We start from the raw sequence: 20,241 nt of genomic DNA, 5'->3' as shown, positions 1-20,241 counted from the left end.
GCCGTTTGCCCCTTGAGAGTGGGGTTCCTGTTTCCACGGCGCGCTTTACAGATACAAGTATATCCCTAGGGGGCGCAGTCTCCACAGGCGCTGATTCGGAGTGAACCACTCCTACGTATTCAATACCGCGAGAAAGAATTACCCCAACGCGGTCGGGAATCGTCGCCTTCAGGGCGGGGAGGATGTCAATTGCTTGTGCTGCTATACAAGTAAACCGACGCGATCACAAGGAAAGCTTCCGCAACTTTCGTGACGGTGACAATTGGGTTAATCGCCCCGTTCATGTAGAACGCTTCGACCCCCCAACCTTGGAACGGGAACAGCGCGAGAATCGTCACTAATGAGTACAGTGCAGCCGCGAGGAAGAACGAGCGTCGCCAGAACCGGGTGAAATACAGTGCTGCTCCGCCGAGGAAACCCAGTCCGTTGAGCACGAAGAGGACTGCCAGCACAACGCTCATCTCAATAGCCCGTGTCGTCGCCACGAGATGAATGATTCCCGTAATGAAAGCTAAAAGAATTGCCACATACCCGACCGGTTCCGACGGCCACTGAATAATACTGTTCGACTCTGTTGTATGGTTTGTACCCATGAGCACAATACTATTTGAGTATATAAAAGGTTACACGCTTATATAGGAACATGGGAATCGGCTGTCAGGGGATTCAACACGGCAAGCCATCCCCGAACCTCAATCCGAACGAATTCTTTCGTGCCTGCGAGGATCTCCCTGAGAGATCATATACTAACTCCGAATAATATCCGCTGGTATGATACTCATGGACATAAGTACGTAAAGACATTTGGAACCGTAATTCGGTCATTCGTCTTTAGCTAAGACTCACACCTCGGTTGTGTAGCGGTAGCGAGCGTCTCTTGTAAGATCGGTCGTTGTTGGTGGATCTTCTGAGCATCCTCGATCAGCCGCTCCAGTAACGGCGGTGGCGAGTAGCCAAGGTACTCTCCGAGTTCGTGGAGGATGAGCTGGGCGTGCGACCGGAAGGTCGCCGCCCAGCGTTCCGGCGGAAACACGATCTCGTCGTCCGCCTGCTCAGTGATCAGATCCAATAAATCTCGGCTTACAAGCAGCGACAGCAGTGCTGCGTACAGTAAGATCTTCACCACGTGTTCGTCGCTCGTGTCGAACTCATCCAAGTTGTACTGCGTCTTCAGCTCACGGAACAACAACTCAACTTCCCACCGACATCGGTAGATCTGCGCTAAATCAGCCGGGAAGAACTCTTTTCTCACCAAATTCGTCATGTACAGATGGTAGTCGTCGGCGTCCTCTTCGCGGACGCCGACGACGCGGAACCGCTTCGTATCCAGCGACTGCGTCCCGTTGTACGGTCCTCGTTTGAACTCGACTTCGACCTCTACATCGATGTACTTTCGGTCGAGATCGTCGAGAACAGCTCGGAGCTGCTTGCCCTCCAAGGGAATGGCGCGGCCGCGCCATTCCCATAATTCCGACGTGATCATCGGGTTCGCGTTCTTCTTCAACCGGCTGACGAAGTAGCCGTCGTTCTCGTCGATCAGCGCAAACCGGCGGTACTTGAAGTAGGCGAGATCGAACAGCATGAGGCGGTTCTCAAGCCATGGCCCTGTCTTGAACAGGGTGCTGTCGTGTGCTTTCTCGTCAGCAGTATCGATCCGTTCAATCGTCTGCTTTGTGGCATTGTGGAGCAGGTTGAGCTTCGCTCCAGCCTGCTCCTCATGGCGGGCTTCGAACTGATCTGAAAGAAACTCGTGTAACCGCAACACCGTTCCATCAGCGATCATCACGTCTCTAAATCGGTCGATATCAGCAGCTGTCGCGTCAGGAACAGCGACCTCGTCGAGACCGCGCTCGACGAGGTCGCGGAGGTACTCCGCAAGCGTCGGAGTCAACCGCTGATAGAACCCACTTTGTGAGATCGTCTCATCGGCAGTCGAGTTGTAACAGCGTCTAAAACCGGCGAGTGTTCGGCTTTCGCCTGCGGCGAAGCCGAACACGAATGTCCAGACGAAGGCAGGAAGCTGAAGTTTTCGGTCACGTTCGACCACGCCGAGTTCCTCGGCGTGCTCTTTGAGGAACTCAGAGGGAAACAGTGTAGTGAGCCGACGCATAATCCGAGATGAGGAGCCGTTGTCGTGCACAGACTCGGCTTCCTCATTCCTTCCGAAAGATGTCTCGATAAGCCACCGCAGTCACACGGTTTCTTGCTTAACTGAAGACGGATGGTCTGTGTATATTGTCGTTTCGCATGGTGTGTTTCACAATATGAGATATCAAAAGTATTATATCATCGCCATACTTGTTCAGCCGCGAGAGCAGTGTGTTTCACACGAAAGAACAGGCCGTAGTGTGGACCGGCACATATTCCAACTGCAGTACGGTGAACGCCGAAAAGGATGTCCCTGGGCTCTATACTCAAAAGACGGTGGCACCCACGAACGCTTAAGTTCTTTCAGACTATCGCCTTAGTAGCATGTACCACTCCGTAATCGAGACTCCATATCTAAATAAGTGTCATGCTGACTGTTGAGGATCTTCAAATCGAGTACGATGGTCCAGACGGACCTGTCCACGCTGTCAACGGTATTTCCTTCTCGATCGAAAATGGTGTCAACTACGGGATATCCGGCGAGTCCGGGTGTGGAAAATCGACTGTCGCCGATGCGATTCTCGGACTGCTGCCAGACTCAGCGCGGATCACCGGCGGCCGCATTGATTTCAACGGCTACAATCTCCTCAAACTTACCGACGCCCAGTACCGAGACCTCCGCTGGGAGAAGATTGCTTACATCCCCCAGAGTGCAATGGACGCGCTTGATCCGGTGATGACCGTCGGCAAACAGGTTATTCAAACCATCCGGACAAACAGGAATATTACAGTCTCAAGCGCACAGCTGTGGACAGAAGAGCTGTTCGAGATCGTTGGCCTCGACCCTCACCGTACTGATGACTACCCACACGAGTTTTCGGCAGGAATGCGCCAGCGGGTTGTCATCGCGATGGCGCTCGCACTGGAGCCGGATCTGATCATCGCGGACGAGCCCACGACTGGTCTCGATGCAGTCGTACAAGACCGGATCATCGAGGAAATTCTAGAGATACAAGAGCGGATTGACAGCTCATTGCTGTTGATTACACATGACATCGCGACAGTCGCGGAGACATGTGACGAATTCTCATTATTGTACGGGGGAAAGGTTATGGAACAGGGAAGTACGGAGAACGTCCTTCTCAACCCAACAAATCCTTACACGATGGGGCTAAAAAACGCCTTCCTCAGCGGTGATGATGCAGCAAGCCCCATCGCAATTCCTGGGGTCCCCCCAGAACTTACAGAGCCTCCCTCAGCCTGCGTGTTTGCAACTCGATGTCCGTTTTCGACCGACTCATGCTGGGACTCACATCCAGAACTCACCGAAATTCCAGTTCGCGATCAACGGAGTGCATGCCACCGAGTGGTAGAGGCTGGGTCGCTCCGCCGACAGGCCAATAATCCTTCGACGTGGGGAGTCGGACAGGAAGAAGTGTCAGACTCAACTGGTGAGGTACTCCTTGAAGTCGAGGATTTAACAAAGTGGTACCGTGGCAGCCAAACACTGCTCGACAAATTGCTAGGGTACGGTCCGGAAGAAGTGAAGGCTGCAGATGAGATCTCACTGTCTGTTTCACAGTCAGAGATCCTTGGAATTGCTGGCGAGTCCGGATCAGGGAAGTCCACGCTGGCAGAAACGATGGCACTGTTTCAGGAGCCGACGGACGGTCAGCTGTTTTTCGATGGAGAACCGTACGAGCACTACCGTAACGGGCGGATGATGGAGTTCCGCCAGCGTGTACAGATTGTCTTCCAGAACCCATTCGACGCGTTGAATCCACGGATGACGGTCCGACAACTTGTCGGCGAGCCCATCACGGTGCACAATCTTGAGCGAGGTGAAAATCCGATTGTGGACACTCTCAAACGGGTCGGCATCGGCCCTCCAGAGGAATATCTCAACAAGTATCCACATCAGTTGTCAGGAGGCGAACGACAGCGTGTGGCGATCGCACGCTCGCTCGTCCTCGAGCCAGAAGTGATCATCTGTGACGAGCCGGCGTCGATGCTTGACGTGTCACTGAAGGCAAGTCTCCTAAACCTTCTCCGTGAACTAGCTCGAGAACGTGAGATGGGGGTTGTTTACATCTCTCACGATCTGTCCAGTTTGATTCAGGTCGCCGATCGACTTGCGATCGTCCATCGGGGAGAGGTGGTTGAACGTGGTCGAACCAGCAGCGTCGCCGAGACACCGCGACACCCGTACACTAATGCGCTGCTGTCAGCGATGCCTGAGACGGATCCGACCGCTGCTCGCCCGCGTGTGACGCTCGATGCCGACGAGGAGGCTCCAGCTCTCGACGAGCTCCCAGCCGGATGTTCGTTTGCTCCCCGGTGCTTGCGAGCGGACGATCACTGTCAGCATACAGATCCAAAGCTGAACAGTGTCGAAACGGAGGCAACCACTGATCGACCGTCCGACGTGGCCGAAGACCCCAACACTCACCAAGTTGCTTGTCACTATCCGCTTGCAGCAGATGGCGAGGACGCCAAAGTGACGACCGCAGACGACGATGAAACGACGGTTAAAGAGCCACTCAACCCCGATTGACATCTTCCCCACCCTGAACAGTAGTTGCCGAATCAAATCTTGTTCTGTACTAACCAAGCCGTTGCGTTCGCGCATTTCACGATCGTCACGGATTTCGCTGTGACAGGTTCAGTGAGAGAGCGAGGGAACGCCGCGCTAGCGGCGTTCCCGAGCGATTCCTCTCCGAAATAAGGCGTACTCACCGGTCATCCCGGTCAGATTCGAGTGTGAACTCAGCCGTAGTCTGTCGAGAGAACGAATCTACGGAAAATTCGTGTTGAGATCAGCGGTATCTCTGGAACTGTTTCAGCTGAAGCTAAAACGTTAGCTAACACCCAGAGATTGTACAACGACACCGCGAACAGAAAGTAGAACAGTCGCACCGAGAACGTCGGTGACGACGTTCTCGGGAGGAAATATCCGAGCTGTCGATATGACGTTTCGATCCCCCAGCGGCGGCGAAACGCCGCCGCGTACGCCTTCGCTGTCGATGAGTCTACATCCAAGCTCGTTACGAACCAGACGTGCTCGTCTTCGCTTGTACGGTGCGGAACCGCGAAGACTGTGACATCTACCGACGCTGTTGGGTTGCGCTTTCGCTGCATCGTGTACTCGTCAGCAACCGTTTCAGCGCCGGCGCTGAGACGGTCTTTCATTCCACTACTCGGCCGCGCACGCACGATATAATCCACATCCTGCTGTTCTAACTCTGTAACGACGTGGACTTGGTAGAATCCACGGTCGAGGTAGACGTGCCGAATGGAGACGTACTGTTTGGCTGTTTCGAGCAAGGAGCGAACGGCTTCGCGCTTGGCGCGAAAGCCGTTCGCGTCCATCGGGACCACCGCAAGCGTAAATCGCGTGCGAGGGGCGACGATACACAGTGTTGCGAAGCAAAACGCTTTGTTCGTTCCGAGATCTGGATACGTGGTTAAGACGTGGTCAGTGTCGGCAGACCCGTAGAAGCGCCACTCGTGGAGATCGATGGCAACATCGACGAATGCTGGAAGTCGGCGCTGAGACCGGAGGACTTCGAACACTCGATCTCGGACGCCATCGAACTGGTCGGTGATGGCGTCTGGTGAGAGATTGCGCAAGTGATACAGCAGCGATTTAGCGAGTGAATTTCGCGTCGTAGCGGTGATATCGACGTGCTCGTCACGATCAAGCTGGAGCGTTTTCCCACCCGTATTTGCGGACTCCTGATCAAAAGCGATCCGAGAGAGGATTTCCAAGAAATCCTCTCTCGTGTACTTCCCACACGGTTTCACGCCGAATTCGAGCGCTGGAAACAGCACTGTCGACGCAGCACGGCAAACCTGTTTCGCCTCAGCTGTCTGGACCAACTGTTGATCAACACAGCCCAGCGTGAAGAGCCCCAGTCAGGTTCGGCAACTACTGTGAAGCGCGAGGTTTGATCCTCGACATCTCCATAAGCGCCTAAGGCACTTCACGATCGGAGCTCGTGACGCTCCGATCAATCGTCTGGCTACACCACAGAGGCTGGAAAATTAACACTGTTTGATAGTTAACATGAGAAATACGGCTCAGAAGATTTAGGCTCTTTTCGCTGGAGCGAGCATATTTATCACAATCGATCCATATAATGATGACATGCCAATGACCACACCGGATCTCGATCCGTTGTTCGACCCGGATTCTGTCGCCGTCGTCGGTGCAAGTCCAGACGCAACGTACGCATCACGTCTTGTCGACAACCTCCTAGAGTATGGGTACAAAGGCGACTTCTACCCGGTCAACCCGAACCGAGCAGAGGCTTGGGGCCGCCAGTGCTACGACGACATTGCGGAGCTTCCGACTGTTCCGGACCTCGTCGTAGTTAGTATTCCTCGTGAATACGTTGTCGACGTAGTCGATACGGCAGGAAAGCTAGGAGTTCCAGCAGCACTCGTCATTTCTGCGGGATTCGGGGAAGCTGATGAGACAGGAGTAGAACTAGAGGCAGAGATTGCATCCGTCGCCGCGGATCGGGATATCCATGTCTGTGGACCAAACTGTATCGGTGTTGCGGACCCGCATGCAGGGACTGTCCTGACGAGCACCTGTTCTCGGGAGCCGGAGCCAGGAGGCATCGGACTCGTGAGCCAGTCCGGTGCGCTCGCGTTCACGACGTTCTACGAGCGTGGTACAGACGAGTCCACATCCTTCGCCGCTATTGCCTCAACGGGCAACGAAGTGGACCTCACTCTTGCTGACTACATTGATTACATGGCGGACCGACCAGATGTTGAAGTGATTTGTGCGTACGTGGAGGGTCTCGACGATCCGGATCAGTTTATCGAAGCCGCAACTCGTGCGACAAGAAATGGAACGCCAGTGTTGGCCGTGAAGATCGGCCGGTCAGATATCGCAGAGGCGGCGACACTCTCACATACCGGCTCGCTCACTGGAAGTGACGATGCTTGGGAAGCCGCCTTCGAGCAGAGCGGCGTCGAGCGCGTACCAGATATTCCAGACCTCCTCGGCCGAGCTGACTTCCACGGAACGTTCAATCCGCCGCAGTCGGGCCGTGTCTGTATCGCATCGACGAGTGGTGGACTCGCCAGCCTCCTTGCAGACCTCGCTGACGAGCGGGGGCTAGATCTTCCACCACTCCCAACAGACACCGAGGCAGAGCTTCTCGATCTTGAGGAGCTGTTAACATTCGGGGAACTCCATAATCCCGCCGACATTCGCGGATACGGCGCCAAGGCACTACCGGAGATCGCAGAGATCCTGTTCGAGGCCGACCCCTATGACGCGTACATCTTCGCGATCGGGCTGTCCGCCGTCGATGAGCGCGCAGAGCGAATAGCTGACGATCTGGCGGCGATTGCAGCGAACGCGCCGGCGCCGGTCGCCTTCCTTTGGACCGGACGGAAGAATCCAGACGATAGCTCAGCCGATCCACTCCCTTACGAGAGCCTTCGCTCCGAGTGGCCCCTGTTCTACGATCCCGCCCGGTGTCTGGACGCAGTCGCCTCACTCGTGAAGGCGGGTGAAACCCAGAGGCGGCTGAGCGAGGCACCGACTCGAAGAGAACTGCGAGCGAAAACTGAGTCATCTGATCTCCCGACAATTCCACGAGGCCAGGTTCTCACGTGGACGGAGGCAACCGAGTTGCTGTCCGCAGTGGGAATTGATGCCGTCGAGACTCGGGTCGTGACTGATGCTGACGAGGCTGCATCAGCGGCCGCCGAGATCGGCTTCCCAGTTGCAATGAAAGTCGATTCACGTGACGTTGTGCACCGAAGTGACATCGGAGCAGTCCACGCAGAGGTTCGCGATCGAGACGAGGCCCGTCAAGCGTACGATACGATCGTCGAGAACACTCGTGAGGCACACCCTGAAGCGGCGATCGAGGGTGTGCTTGTTCAGCGACGCGTCAGTGGTGGCGTCGAAGCGCTGGTTGGCGTGTCGCCCGACGACGTGTTCGACTCGTTGGTGACGGTTGCACCCGGGGGAACATTGGTTGAGACACTCGATGACGGAGCAGTCCGCGTGCCGCCGATCTCTGAGGCTGACGCAGGGGCAATGGTCGATGAGACAGCGCTTGCGGAGCTGCTCGATGGGACGCGTGGTGCAAAGGCCGTGGATCGAGCCGCACTCGTCGATCTTATCCGCCAAGTCGGGGATCTCGCGGTTGAGGCACCGCTCGCGGAACTTGATCTGAACCCCATCATAGTCCAAGAGGACGGGGTAGCGGTGGTCGACGTGCTAGTCCGTATGAGAGAGTGAGAAAATGAACGGCGGTCGGATTCCGGCTACGATTCGTCGTCGTGGTGGACAGCCTCGTATCGGTCGATCAACGTGCGGTGGTGAGCGACCGTCGCCTCATCGAGAAACTCGCCCTCGATTCGGATTGAGTCGGAATCGGCTGCCTCGTACGCCTTGACCAGTCGCCGCGCTCGTCGAACGGCGTCGACGTCCGGCGTGAACACATCGTTTATCACAGGGATCTGGGCCGGATGGATAGCACTCATGCCGTCAAATCCGAGATCTCGGCTCGACATTCCAGCACGCCGTAGTCCCGCTTCGTCGTCAATATCCAGATGTGTCGACGCGAACGCACGGAGGCCGTGTGCCGCCGCGACGGAGCTGATTTTGAACGCGAGTCGTTCGCGGACAGACTCCGTTGGTCCTGGTGCCCCAAGAGATCGGCAGTAGTCAGCAAGTCCGAATGAGATGCCAGTAACAAGCGAGAGTGACGCAGCCCGTGCACCGATTGAAGCCGCTTCAAGCAACCCAGACGGTGTCTCTATTGCGAAGCGGACTATCGGGGGTGAATCTGCTGACACCGCTAGCGTGTCAACTACCGCCGATAGTTCCGACGGTGATTCGACCTTCGGAACGAGCACAGCGTCGACACCCGCACGGACTGCCGCCGTCAAGTCATCAAGCCACTGACCGGTGTCGACGCCGTTAATCCGGATGCCGACTTCAATGTCGTCACCGACGTCCGGGACCACATGACTGAGGTTCTCACGAGCATCGAGAAGCCTGTCAGCGGGAACAGCATCTTCTAGGTCGAAGATCAGGGCATCTGCCTGCGACTCAGCCGCCTTCCGCATCATTTCTCGATCGTCGGCCGGGGTGAACAGCGCTGATCGGCGGAACGTGGTCATTGAATCACTCGCCCCCGTCTGTCCTAACCGGTCCGTCGGCGTCAGTCGAACCGTCACCACTGGCTGCTCCATTCCCCCCGACCGATCCGTCGTCGTTGCCCGACATTTCACCGTCAACCGGGAAGAAGCAGGCACCTTCGTGGTCTCCGTCGCTCGCCGCTGACAGCGAGGGGTCTGCCTCGCGACAGTCGTCTTTCGCCCTCGGACACCGAGGAGCAAAATTACATCCGGCAGGTAGATCGATCGGATCAGGCGGCTCCCCTGGAAGGAGTACCCGCTCACGGGTCGCACGGGGGTCGGGCTTTGGCGATGCCGACAACAAAGATGCTGCGTACGGGTGTTTCGGCGAATCGATCACATCTGCGGTCGGCCCTTTCTCTACAACCTCGCCGAGGTACATGATCGCCAAGCGGTCAGCGATTTGCGTGAGACTCGCGAGATCGTGTGAGATATATAATACACCGAGATCTCGCTCGTCCGCGAGGCGGCGTAGCACGTTTAACAGGCTGGCTTTTAGCGACACGTCAAGCATCGACGCTGGTTCATCGCAGATCAGCAGCTCTGGCTCAAGAACGAGCGAGCGCGCGATCGCCACACGCTGTCGTTCGCCTCCTGACAACTGGTGTGGGTATTTATTGAGGAATTTCTCTGGAGGTCGTAGTCCGACCTCTGAGAGTGTCTCGACAACCTTCTCGTCTATCTCTGTCCGCGAGCGGTTACGGATCGTCAGTGGCTCACCGACGCAGTTCCGGACGGTTTGTCGCGGGTTCAGAGAGTCAAAGGGATCTTGGAAGATGATCTGTACCTTCGAGCGGAACTCCTTCATCTCCCCATTACGGTACTCCTCAACTGACGTGCCACGGAACTCGATGTCACCGTTCGTTGGCTCGCCAAGCATCGCCACTGTCTCTCCGAGCGTCGACTTGCCACACCCGGACTCACCTGCAACGCCGAGAATCTCTGACTCGCAAATTTCGAGGTTGACATCTTGGACAGCCTTCACGTAGTCAGGCTCTCTCCCACGGATCCCGTCGAGAAGACCCTGCGGCTGCTGGTACCATTTTGAAAGGGAGCGGGTCTGCAGAACAGTATCGCCCGGCTCCGAGCTGTCACGTTCTCGGATGTCAATTCCCCACGTATTTGGATTGGTCGCCTCCGGACGGAGCCGATCGACCTCATCAACTCGATAGCAGGCTGAGCGTTGCTGAGCGTCGTCGCTGTCTCCCAGATCCGCCATCGGAGGATGAGCATCCTCGCACTCTGAAGTGGCGAACGGGCAGCGGTTGCTGAACACACATGAGTCCGGCGCCGCGTCAAGTTCAGGGAGCGACCCTGGGATTGAGACAGCGACCTCGCCAAGCTTATCGATATCTGGGAAGGAGTTCTTCAATCCCATCGTGTAGGGATTTGTCGGCTCGGCGAGTACCCGATCGGTATGTCCCTGCTCCATCACTTTGCCCCCGTACAGCACGGAAATTCGATCGCTTGCCTCGGCAATAACCCCGATATCGTGGGTGATGAACAGGAGAGAGCTATCAGTTCGCTCTTGGATCTCAACGATCTTGTTCATGATCTTGTCTTGAACGATCACGTCGAGACCAGTTGTGGGCTCGTCCGCAATGATCAGATCCGGCTCCAGTGCAAGCGCCATCGCAATGGAGACACGCTGCCGCATGCCGCCGGAGAACTGGTGCGGATGGTCGTCGGTGCGGTCAGGATCGAGACCGACAATTTCGAATACCTCGCGGGTCCGTTCTCGAGCTTTCGGTTTCGAGACATCGCGGTGTTTTCGGATCGCCTGATCGACCTGTTTGCCGACGGTCATCACCGGATCGAGCGCGTCCATTGCACTCTGAGGAATGTAGGCAATCTCCTCCCACCGGATCCCGCGACGACGTGATTCTGGCATAGATAGCACGTCCTCGCCTTTGAATCGGATCTCGCCGCTCTCGACATTTCCATTGTCGTCAAGGAGGCCGAGCACAGCGAGCGCAGCAGTGGACTTCCCGCTGCCAGACTCGCCGACGAGCCCGTAGTTCTCTCCGGCTTCGACGTCGAATGAGACGCCGTTTACCGCGTGAACGCTACCATCACCGGTGTCGTACGTAATTGTCAGATCGTCGATTTCGAGCAAACTCATTCGGATCCCTCCTCACGGAGTTCGGGGTTGATCACTTCTTCGAGTGACCGGCCGACAAGGAACACGGACGTCGTCACCGCCGCGATACCGATCGCGGGCGGAAGCACCCACCAGTAGGCAACGCGGATGCTACCGGACTCGAAGACCTGTCTGAGCATACGTCCCCAGCTGGTCATTGTTGGATCCCCAAATCCAAGGAACGCAAGCGATGCCTGGACCGCGATCGACCATGCGACTGCGTAGGCCGTGTAGAGGAAGCCAACCGCGAGTACGTTCGGGGCCACGTGGAGGAACATTGTTCGTCCGTGGCCCGCGCCAACAGCGCGAGCGGACCTGACGAACGTTCGCTCTTTCACGGACAGCACCTCCGAGCGGATCACCCGCGCAGGCATCTTCCAGAGGAATGCCGTGATGACCAGCGCGATGAGATAGATGCTCGGCGTTACGAACGTAAGGATCAGAAGCGCCATGGGGAGGAGCGGCAGTGCGAACGTAAGATCGGTGAACCGCATCAGCGCCTCGTCGACACGTCCGCCGAAGTATCCACTTGTGAGGCCAACGAGGAAGCCGATGACGCCAGTCCCTAGCCCGCCGAAAATGCCGACAATAAACGTCGGCCTTGCGCCGGCGAGGAACTGGCTCAACACGTCCTTGCCGAACGCTGTAGTCCCCAACGGGGCGGTCGTCGACGGGGCACCCGTACGCAGGGTGCTACCCGTTTCGTCTGTAACCGTGTACTGGATCGGGTCGTGCGGGGCGAGATAAGGGCCGAAGATCCCGAGGAAAAAGAACGTGGAGAGGACAAACAGTCCTATCCGCGCCCACGGGTCGCTAAGGACAACCCCAAGGGTGTATCTGACCCGATTGTGGAGCTCTGAGACTTTTTCAAGGGCCACCTCGCGGTTCGTGACGCTCATACGTTATCACCCACACTGACGGTCGGATCGATCCGAGCGTACACAACGTCCGCAAGCAGGTTCATTACGATCACAGCTAACGCCATAATGAACACCGCCGCCTGTACGGTCGGATAGTCCTGTTGTTGGATCGCGGTGACGAGCCCACGGCCGATGCCCGGCCAGGCGAACACCACCTCTAATGTAATTACCCCCTGGAACAGCATCCCCATCCGGAGCGCGAAGTACGTCACAACGGGAAGCATCGAGTTCCGGCCGGCACGAGCAAGCTGTTCTGCCTCGTTGAGCCCTTTTGCTGCGTGAAGCTTGAGGTAGGCCGCTCCCTTCCGCTCCACGATACTATTGCGCGACAGTAGCAGAAAGTCCCCACTGTAGAATAACACCGACGTTGCGAAGGGCAAGAAGTAGTGCTTCGCGAAGTCCCACGAGAGATATAACTCGAAGAATCCGTCGGGGTTAGCCGTCGGGCTCCGAATTCCGAACGCAGGGAACCAGCTCAGCTGATATGCGAAGATTATCAGGAAGAATATCCCAGTAATGAAGATTGGGGTGGACCGGAAGAAAGTGGTCACAACAATGCTCGACTTCTCGAAGGTCGAACCGCGGTTCCAGCCAGCGTACATCCCGAGAATTGTGGACACGATCGCAGTGACGATCAGTGCCGGAACCAGCAACACGAGCGTAGCCACAAGTTGCGGGAACAGGATATCCCAGACGGGCCGTCCCTGTGTGATCGAAAAGCCGAAGTTGAACGTCAAGATGTTGCCAAGATACTGGACGTACTGGACCCACAGTGGCTGGTCCAGTCCGTACTGTGCGCGGACCGCTTCAAGCTGCTCCGTGTTGAGATCGCCACTAGCGACCAGAGAGCCGAACGGATCGCCTGGGAGCAGCCGCATGGTCAGGAAAATTATCGAGACAGCCACAACTGTCAGCACTATCGAGATAGCGATACGTTTGATCAAAAATCGTCTGAAGTTCATAGGTGTGAGATTATACCTGTGTCACAATTTGTCTCGCCGTACAGCCCCCCACCGGGATAATAGGTACGAACGTGTCCCCGACATTATGAGAAGTCAGGCTGGTCTAGTTCCTCGCGGCCGGCATGCCCATCCTCGACGCGCTCGACGAACGCATCCCAGGCATCACCGCTGGGCCACGCGAGTGTTCCGTTTTGGGTTGTGTAGCCCGCCCGCTGCAGGATCGACTGGGCCTCATCCCGGTCGAAGGCATATCCAGGAGCGTCCGGGTTGTGCCATGGCTCCATCAGCGGCGAGATCAGGTTTTGTGCTTCCGCAACCGTACCCCGGCCGCCGAGCACGCCCTCAAAGAAACCCTCTTTGTCGACAGAATGGGAGATCGCACGGCGGACCTCCTTGTCTCGGATTAGCGGAACAATGTGGTTCAGGTGAACGTCAAGCACCGCAAAATTATCCGCGGTCTGTTTTTCAATTCCATCAGTTTCAGCCGCGCGTTCCGCCTGGTCGTTGGACAGCGTCGTCCCAACGGCGTCGATGTCACCCTGCTGGAGTGCGCCGATGAGTGCGTCAACGTTCCCGACGTTGGACCACACGATCCCCTCGATCCCGTCGCCCGGTTCGAAGAACTCGTCACCGAGTAGGTCGTTACGCACGTCCTCGTCCCACATCCAGTGACTCTCGTGCTTCTCGACCTCGAAGCGCGTCCCAGAATCCCAGTCGACGAATTTGAACGGCCCCGTTCCGATCGGCGGGTCAGGGCTATGCTGACTCGGGTTATCGACATCTGCCCACCGGTGTTCCGGCAGGATGACGCTCCGGACGATTCGCTGTGTCAAGAAGGGTGCATCCGGACTAGACAGGTTGAACCGGACGCTCCCTCCACCGGACTCCGAGAGCACCTCGACGCTGTCGATGGGAGTGTAGAACGGTCCTTGTGAGGTCGCGTTGTACTCTTGGTAGAGCTCAACAGTGAATTTCACGTCCTCCGGCCCGAATGGCTCACCGTCGTGCCACTCCACGCCATCACGCAGTTCCATCTCAACAGTGGTCTCGTCGACCGCCTCCCAATCGGTCGCTAGCGCAGGTGCGATCTCAAGCTGTGGGGTCGCATCTGCGAGCCCGTCGTAGATGTTGAGGAGCCGCTTCTCTTCCGGGCCTCCAGTTCCCCACGCGATGTTCGTTCCGTTCATTGAGTTGGTCACACCTTTGACCCAGACGCCCTCGTCGGTCTCAGGCTGGAGGTTAACTTGGCTCCAAATGAACGAATCTTGGGTCGTTCCGTTGCCCGGTGTCGGGACGTAGCCACTCCAGTTACTCGTATCAGCGGCCGTGATCACATCTGGGAATCCGACAGAGATTATGTACGCATCCTCGCTCGCGAGCGACTGGATCTCGTGGACGAGCTCGGCCCGTCGGTCGGCATCCGCAACCTCTTCTGTCTCTTCATTGAGCAACTCCGTAATTTCCTCATTCCAGTAGTTGTAGTAGTTCCCCCCGGTTTCGGGGTGCATGCGCATCAAGAATGGGTTCGGGTCAAGTCCGCGCTGTGGATCCGGCCCGTGAACGTTCATTGTTACTGGATCTATGTGACCAGTATCGACTGGCCAGTGTTCGTCGTATAGGACATTCACTGGGACCGATTCCAGCGTTGTGGGGATACCGATCTCCTCGAAGCTCGACTGGATCATCAGTGCGTGCTCACGCATCCACGGCGTGTCGTCGCTCCCGAACGAGATACGCACCTGATCGAGCTGTTGTCCCTCAACTGCCGCGTATTCAAGAGGAACGTTATCGTTGTTCTTCGACTCGAGCGGCCAATCGTTCCAGAATTGGGTCTCCATTGTGCGCCCGTCTCCTGACCCACTGCCACCTGACCCACCGCCACCTGACCCACCGCCACTTTCGTTGTCTCTGGTCAGCGCGTTACATCCCGCCAACGCCGTTGCGCCCGCCGTTCCGAGTACGGTGAGCATTCGCCGGCGCGAGGTTCCCTCCCCAAGCACCCCCTCAACCACGTCCAAGGTGTCATTATCATCCATGACATTAGCACTCATATGACTGTTCTGTCATGGTACTATTCCCGAACCGGGTCGAAGAGTCTCATTCTTTAAGTACCCAACCGGGAAGACGGGCGGATCCTTCTCCGATCTACATTTCTCCGAGTTCGTTCACGCCATCGGCGCTCCGCGCGCCATAAATAAGCTCGAAAAGATTTCGCTGAGCCACGCGGAGGCGCTCACTCACGGTCGAATCTGCGATATCGAGTGCGTCCGCGATATCACTCGCTGTAGCCTCTCTTGGAACCTCAAAGTAACCAAGTTCGTAAGCTGTTTCGAGCACTACAAGCTGGTCGTCAGTGAGTTTTGATACAAGCACCTCCGAAAGCCGACCGCTGTCGAGCGGCTCTCCACTTCGATCAACTTCGGTAACGCTCTCCAGATCGAACGTGCCGAACTGCTCACCGATCTGTTCTGCCAGCAACTGGACTACTTCCCACTCCCGTACTGTTACAACGACCTCAAACCGGCCGTTTTGTAAGACTATTCGGTTGGGAATAGCTTCCTGTCTGAGAACTACGCCAAGAATGAATGGGTATGGTTCGGTTGCGAGTACCGTGTATCGACGAATATTGACATCGGTCGGGCCACTTGGAACCTCCTGTTCGTCAAACAGCTCGATTCCAGAAATGTCCGCAATGTCCGTAGAGTTGAGTTCACCCGCTGCGGCGATCGTGAGTGATTCAAACCATGTTCCATCCTCAATATAGAACGCGTTGTCCAGTGCAATACTTCGAATATTTGAGGTAGCCTGCTGAATGTCAGCGATTCGTCCTATCGGAGTTGTAGTAAATTTGACGCGGAAAATCGTAGTCACCCTTGGTTATTCAAATCTGCTCGATTAAACAATCCTTATCAGAGAAATACAAAGTCTTGGTGGATGATCGCGTGTTGTATTGTTTGAGAAGGCTCTTGCATAACTCAGCGAAACACGTTGACGACGAAGCAATCAAGAAGGCCGTACAGCGATGCTCCGGCAAGATTCAACGTCCGGACGAACCTATAGGTTCGTCCGGACTGTTCCAATCCTGGTTTGGAGAGGCCCCGGAATTTCGCCAGCCACGGGTTCAACAGTGACCAGAGGCATTCGACTTGGTTGATGTGAACGCCGTCATCCGTGACAAATTCTTCGGAGTGAACCACCGTTTGTTCGTTCTCGTAGCCGAGATTGCGAAAGACGTCCTCTATCACGTCCTCGAACTCGAACCCTGAGAGATCGTCCAGTACAGCCATCCCGATATACCTGGATAGTACGTTGGAACTGTCAAATACGTTGCCGAACGCAGCCCCGTCCTGTTTATGTACCCCCGAGAGGGGTGCGGGGGTGATCGAACAAGCCTCCCGCGAACCAACCTATGAGTGGAATCAGCGACCCACGCTCACACGTACAGTCACGGACTTCGACTGATCCCGACGTCATCTACGTTGGTTACCGTCGTCGAGGCCGCGCCATCGTCGAGAAGCAATCGGATCAAGAACAGCTCACGCCAGAGCGGAGTCTGGAGCTGGCGAGTCACAGTCCTTCGGGCTTCGAATGGGGATATGGTGGGAGTGGGCCGGCGCAACTCGCCCTCGCGCTCCTGCTCGACTACACTGACGACGAGGACGTCGCCCTCGCGGAGTACATGTCCTTCAAGACCGAGGTCGTGAGCCAGTTGGAGTGTACAGGAGCCGACGGCTGCTGGCGGCTTACCGAGCGGGAGATAGATGCAGCCCTTCGCGAGACAGTCGACGAAGCAGTCGCACCGTCTATCTGAAATCGGTTACAGAGAGCAATTCATGACAGAACACTCGCAGCAGTCACGCACGAACGCTGAATCGCCACAGAACAACAAGCGACAGACATCGACCGAGTACGTCGAGCGAAGCGACGTTGGCGTCTCCCTCACGGTGAAACTCAAACGGGGGACCGGGACTCGAGACCAGGACGAGGTGATCGCGAAAGCGAAAGGCAAGACGCTCGAAGACGCTCGCGAGGACATGGAGACGCTTCGGGAGTACATCCACGACCTCGCCGAGGACGCTCGCCAGATCCAACCGGGAGACGACGAGTAGCGGGCAGGTGCTGTTTTTTGTCGCCTCAGGAAGCATGGAGGCGACTAGGAGTGAGCGATACAAGAGAGCACGATCCAGATTCAAGCGAACTGTCCCCTGAACAGCGTCTCGACCCACCGAACACGCGACTCATCAACGCCGGCATCGCGACGATCAACGACATGGAGACGCTGCGAGCGTGCGTTGCCTACGAGAACACCCACCAGAGCCGGACACAGATTCTACGACGGCTCAAGTGGAAGGCTGAAGAGTTGCGTGAGGACGCGGAGTAAGCACCCATCTTAACCAACAATTTGCGAGCCACATCACCGATTGTTGGTTAATATAGAGCAGTCTGGTTTTTCGATCCCCTGAATGGGCGCGGGGCGGCCAGCAGCGGCCTCGCAAACCTAGTCATGTCCCTCGATTTGAGTTCGAACACCGGCACAGCTAGCGAAATCGCCGTCGCCAGACAAGCAGACCATATAGCGTTCCTTCACCGAGCCCCGTTCGTCGCCGACGCGTTGACCCTAGGCTTCCTTCCCGGCTTTCGGGAGGACTACGGGTATCAGGAGACCCAATATCAGAACCTCAGTCTCCCCGTCGGTATGCTCGACAACGACTTCCGCAATCCCGACCTAGACCGATTCGTCGATCGCTTCTTCCAGCACGAGCCACGGGTCGGTGTCATCGGCGACATCTACGAACACGATGACGTCGACGACCACGTCGCCGCTGTACGCGGGATTCAGGGTAGCCACCCCGAGGCAGAGCTCATCGTCGTCCCGAAGTGCCAAGCAGTGATCGAAGAGATTCCCGAGGACCTCGTGCTCGGATATTCGCGTGGCTACGCCGACCGGCTAGCGCACGAGTTTTCAGACCCGGCTGAATGGAGACGTCGACGCGTCCATATCCTCGGCGGGAGTCCCCCCAAGCAACTCGACGCCATTCGACAGCTGACCAGACCGACACTCACCGACGAGCCACCAGCCGACATCGTCGGCGTCGGCTGGAACGGGCTACATCGTGGCGCACAGTTCGGGGAGTTCTGGACGGCCGACGGCTGGGACGACAGCGGTCGTGACGCCGACCACGTCACCGTGCGAAAGACGGTGCGCCACAGTCTCGCTCGCGTCCGTGAATTCTGGAGGACCCACGGAATCTGGCCCGAAACGACACCGCAAAACGAGGGGCTCAACGTCGAGTACGAGGGACCGAGTCCTGCCGATCTTGAGGACGCCGCCTGTACCGAGTGCGGGACGAACGTCTGCCGAACCTGCCGCGGTCCATACGTCGCTGAATACGATACCGGCGCAATCTGTGGATACTGTAGCTACGAGTGCTACTTCAGCCACCGTCATCGGAATAACCTAGAGGAAATCGCCGGCGAGCAGAGCGTCTACCTCCCGCCGGCGTGAATTCACGTTTTGACGCTGATAGATGCGATCGGAAAGTAGCCTCCAATGTGGTTAGGGATATCCAATCAGCTCGTCTAACCTGTCGACGAAATCCACGCCGACATCCTCTTCGATGAATACCTCGTCTCGGATGTCCGCATAGACATCTTGTAACTGCTCCGCATACTGTGAGTTCGCTCGTCTACCCGTGAGCCGCTCTTCAAGATTTGCGAGCACCAGCTCACTGTATTCCCACGGAAACGACCCCTCACCATGGTTTCGGAGTTCGACCCCGGTCAGGAGGATTCTCTCCGTAATGTCTCGTTTGAACCGATCCGGGATTTCGCTGGTGGTCAGTATCTCCTCGTTGCACGATACCAAGATGATTCCGGTCATCTTGGGGATGCTGGCAGAATCACGCCCAGTGTATGAGCCCCGAATAGTGAGGTACTTTTCAAATTCGTCCGTATCACCCGTTTCGTCCTCGGTACTGGCGGTTTCACTAGAAACTGAACTCTTGTCTTTATTTGTCGAGGTCCGGGCGGCGGACGTCGTTGCCTCTTCAGGTGCGTGCAGTCGCACATCACAAGCTTCGGTATCGCTGGTTCGTGAGACCACCTCTGTCTGCATCATCCGCATCCAGTCACACATATTCCCGACCATCTCGTTCAGGAGCCGAGAGTAGTCGTTTGGCACTGAAGCATCTGGGTCACTGTACTCCGTTATTTCGTAGTTCCGGCAGATCTCTCGTGTGAACGTCTCATAGTAAGAGAGCCACACATGCCACGAAACCTTCTGATGGAACGCCTCTTTCACCAGCACGTCGAAAAACTGGATGCCGATGAACACCGGATTTCGAAAAATATGGTCGTCTGAGATTCTCGTATCAGTTAGCCGTTGATCATTGTACTCGTCGAATTCCTGCCTGCGCTGGTCTACAATTATATCCCGGACGGCATCACCGACCGGCTTGTATATATCTAAGTTTTCAACTCGATCCATATCCGAAAACAAGACGTGAATGAGCCGATTATCTTCCTCGATCTTGTATCGATACATTCCGTCTGTGCTGGTGTTGTTCTGCAGATCCCTATACAGGAGACTGTTCTCGGTCTTTACCAACGTGCGAAGATATCGATGAACAGCGTTCCGTCTTTGAAAGCCCTCCAGAGAATCATCACGAATCAATTTCACTCCAAGATCGGGGTCGATCACCGGATACTGCGCACTGAATTCTGGATCAAGAAACAGGGTTTCAGTGTAGGACGACGCCTCCGGAGCAGTATCCATCAACCAATAATTTATCAGCTGAACATAGTATTTAGCCCGGTACCACCGGATTACCCTCTCTCTCAGTGAAGCAGGCTCATCTTCCACCTCCTCTCTCAGTTCTCGCGCGTAAGCCTCTGCTAAACTCAGTACCTCACAAAGCATCGTCAGCTAACCTGACTTGAGTCACCTGTTCTGTCG

The 20,241-nt window shown here is 56.3% G+C and carries 16 protein-coding genes and 1 pseudogene; 6 read left to right on the top strand and 11 right to left on the bottom strand.

Annotated features, from left to right (window positions below; translation table 11 throughout):
• Positions 1–185: 185 nt before the first annotated feature.
• Both DQW50_RS13605 and DQW50_RS13600 read right to left on the bottom strand, forming a co-directional pair.
• Positions 186–593: a hypothetical protein gene (locus DQW50_RS13605; protein WP_241964430.1), complete on the bottom strand. Its 408-nt coding sequence runs from the start codon at positions 591–593 to the stop codon at positions 186–188.
• Positions 594–835: 242 nt separating this feature from the next.
• Positions 836–2,110, bottom strand: coding sequence for an IS4 family transposase (locus DQW50_RS13600; protein WP_112079815.1), 1,275 nt, complete (start codon positions 2,108–2,110; stop codon positions 836–838).
• Between the two features lie 405 nt (positions 2,111–2,515).
• Between DQW50_RS13600 and DQW50_RS13595 the strand changes: the two genes are divergently transcribed.
• A complete protein-coding gene (locus tag DQW50_RS13595) occupies positions 2,516–4,642 on the top strand; it encodes an ABC transporter ATP-binding protein (protein WP_112079814.1) in 2,127 nt (708 codons plus the stop codon).
• A gap of 212 nt (positions 4,643–4,854) precedes the next feature.
• On the opposite strand, the gene DQW50_RS13590 is transcribed toward DQW50_RS13595, so the two are convergent.
• Positions 4,855–5,967, bottom strand: coding sequence for a transposase (locus DQW50_RS13590; RefSeq protein ID WP_112079813.1), 1,113 nt, complete (start codon positions 5,965–5,967; stop codon positions 4,855–4,857).
• A gap of 268 nt (positions 5,968–6,235) precedes the next feature.
• On the opposite strand from DQW50_RS13590, the gene DQW50_RS13585 reads away from it, so the two are divergent.
• Entirely contained in the window at positions 6,236–8,359 is a 2,124-nt protein-coding gene (locus tag DQW50_RS13585; RefSeq protein WP_112079812.1) for an acetate--CoA ligase family protein, read from the top strand.
• 26 nt (positions 8,360–8,385) lie between these two features.
• Here the strand turns inward: DQW50_RS13585 and DQW50_RS13580 are convergent, their stop codons facing one another.
• From DQW50_RS13580 to DQW50_RS13550, 7 genes and pseudogenes are all read right to left on the bottom strand, one after another.
• The gene (locus tag DQW50_RS13580; protein WP_157964872.1) at positions 8,386–9,246 is read right to left on the bottom strand and encodes a CoA ester lyase; all 861 of its coding nucleotides are present in this window, start codon (positions 9,244–9,246) and stop codon (positions 8,386–8,388) included.
• Positions 9,247–9,250: 4 nt separating this feature from the next.
• Positions 9,251–11,386: a dipeptide ABC transporter ATP-binding protein gene (locus tag DQW50_RS13575; RefSeq protein ID WP_112079810.1), complete on the bottom strand. Its 2,136-nt coding sequence runs from the start codon at positions 11,384–11,386 to the stop codon at positions 9,251–9,253.
• On the bottom strand, positions 11,383–12,303 hold the full coding sequence (locus DQW50_RS13570; RefSeq protein ID WP_112079809.1) for an ABC transporter permease: 921 nt from the start codon (positions 12,301–12,303) through the stop codon (positions 11,383–11,385). The genes DQW50_RS13575 and DQW50_RS13570 overlap by 4 nt, the downstream gene beginning before the upstream one ends.
• Positions 12,300–13,286 (bottom strand): ABC transporter permease, encoded by a 987-nt coding sequence (locus tag DQW50_RS13565; RefSeq protein ID WP_112079808.1) that lies wholly within the window; start codon positions 13,284–13,286, stop codon positions 12,300–12,302. Before DQW50_RS13565 ends, DQW50_RS13570 begins: the two co-directional genes overlap by 4 nt.
• Positions 13,287–13,369: 83 nt before the next feature.
• Complete coding sequence (locus tag DQW50_RS13560; protein ID WP_112079839.1) at positions 13,370–15,256, bottom strand: ABC transporter substrate-binding protein; 1,887 nt, start codon at positions 15,254–15,256, stop codon at positions 13,370–13,372.
• 175 nt (positions 15,257–15,431) lie between these two features.
• Entirely contained in the window at positions 15,432–16,109 is a 678-nt protein-coding gene (locus DQW50_RS13555) for a helix-turn-helix domain-containing protein (RefSeq protein ID WP_112079838.1), read from the bottom strand.
• Between the two features lie 152 nt (positions 16,110–16,261).
• Positions 16,262–16,501: pseudogene (locus DQW50_RS13550) on the bottom strand (IS1595 family transposase); the annotation flags it as partial.
• A gap of 194 nt (positions 16,502–16,695) precedes the next feature.
• Here DQW50_RS13550 and DQW50_RS13545 point away from each other — a divergent pair.
• The 4 genes from DQW50_RS13545 to DQW50_RS13530 all read left to right on the top strand — a co-directional run bounded on the left by DQW50_RS13545 (position 16,696) and on the right by DQW50_RS13530 (position 18,792).
• Entirely contained in the window at positions 16,696–17,097 is a 402-nt protein-coding gene (locus DQW50_RS13545) for a DUF6166 domain-containing protein (protein WP_112079807.1), read from the top strand.
• Between the two features lie 22 nt (positions 17,098–17,119).
• Complete coding sequence (locus DQW50_RS13540; protein WP_112079806.1) at positions 17,120–17,395, top strand: hypothetical protein; 276 nt, start codon at positions 17,120–17,122, stop codon at positions 17,393–17,395.
• Between the two features lie 50 nt (positions 17,396–17,445).
• Entirely contained in the window at positions 17,446–17,667 is a 222-nt protein-coding gene (locus tag DQW50_RS13535; RefSeq protein WP_112079805.1) for a hypothetical protein, read from the top strand.
• Between the two features lie 123 nt (positions 17,668–17,790).
• Positions 17,791–18,792: a DUF6610 family protein gene (locus tag DQW50_RS13530; RefSeq protein WP_112079804.1), complete on the top strand. Its 1,002-nt coding sequence runs from the start codon at positions 17,791–17,793 to the stop codon at positions 18,790–18,792.
• A gap of 51 nt (positions 18,793–18,843) precedes the next feature.
• On the opposite strand, the gene DQW50_RS13525 is transcribed toward DQW50_RS13530, so the two are convergent.
• Positions 18,844–20,205: a hypothetical protein gene (locus DQW50_RS13525; RefSeq protein ID WP_112079803.1), complete on the bottom strand. Its 1,362-nt coding sequence runs from the start codon at positions 20,203–20,205 to the stop codon at positions 18,844–18,846.
• Positions 20,206–20,241 lie beyond the last annotated feature (36 nt).

The sequence above is a fragment of the Halorubrum sp. 48-1-W genome, from assembly GCF_003287355.1.
In the GTDB taxonomy this organism is placed as follows: domain Archaea; phylum Halobacteriota; class Halobacteria; order Halobacteriales; family Haloferacaceae; genus Halorubrum.
Note: the sequence above shows the minus strand (reverse complement) of the source record. Positions and strands in the feature narration are given on the sequence as shown.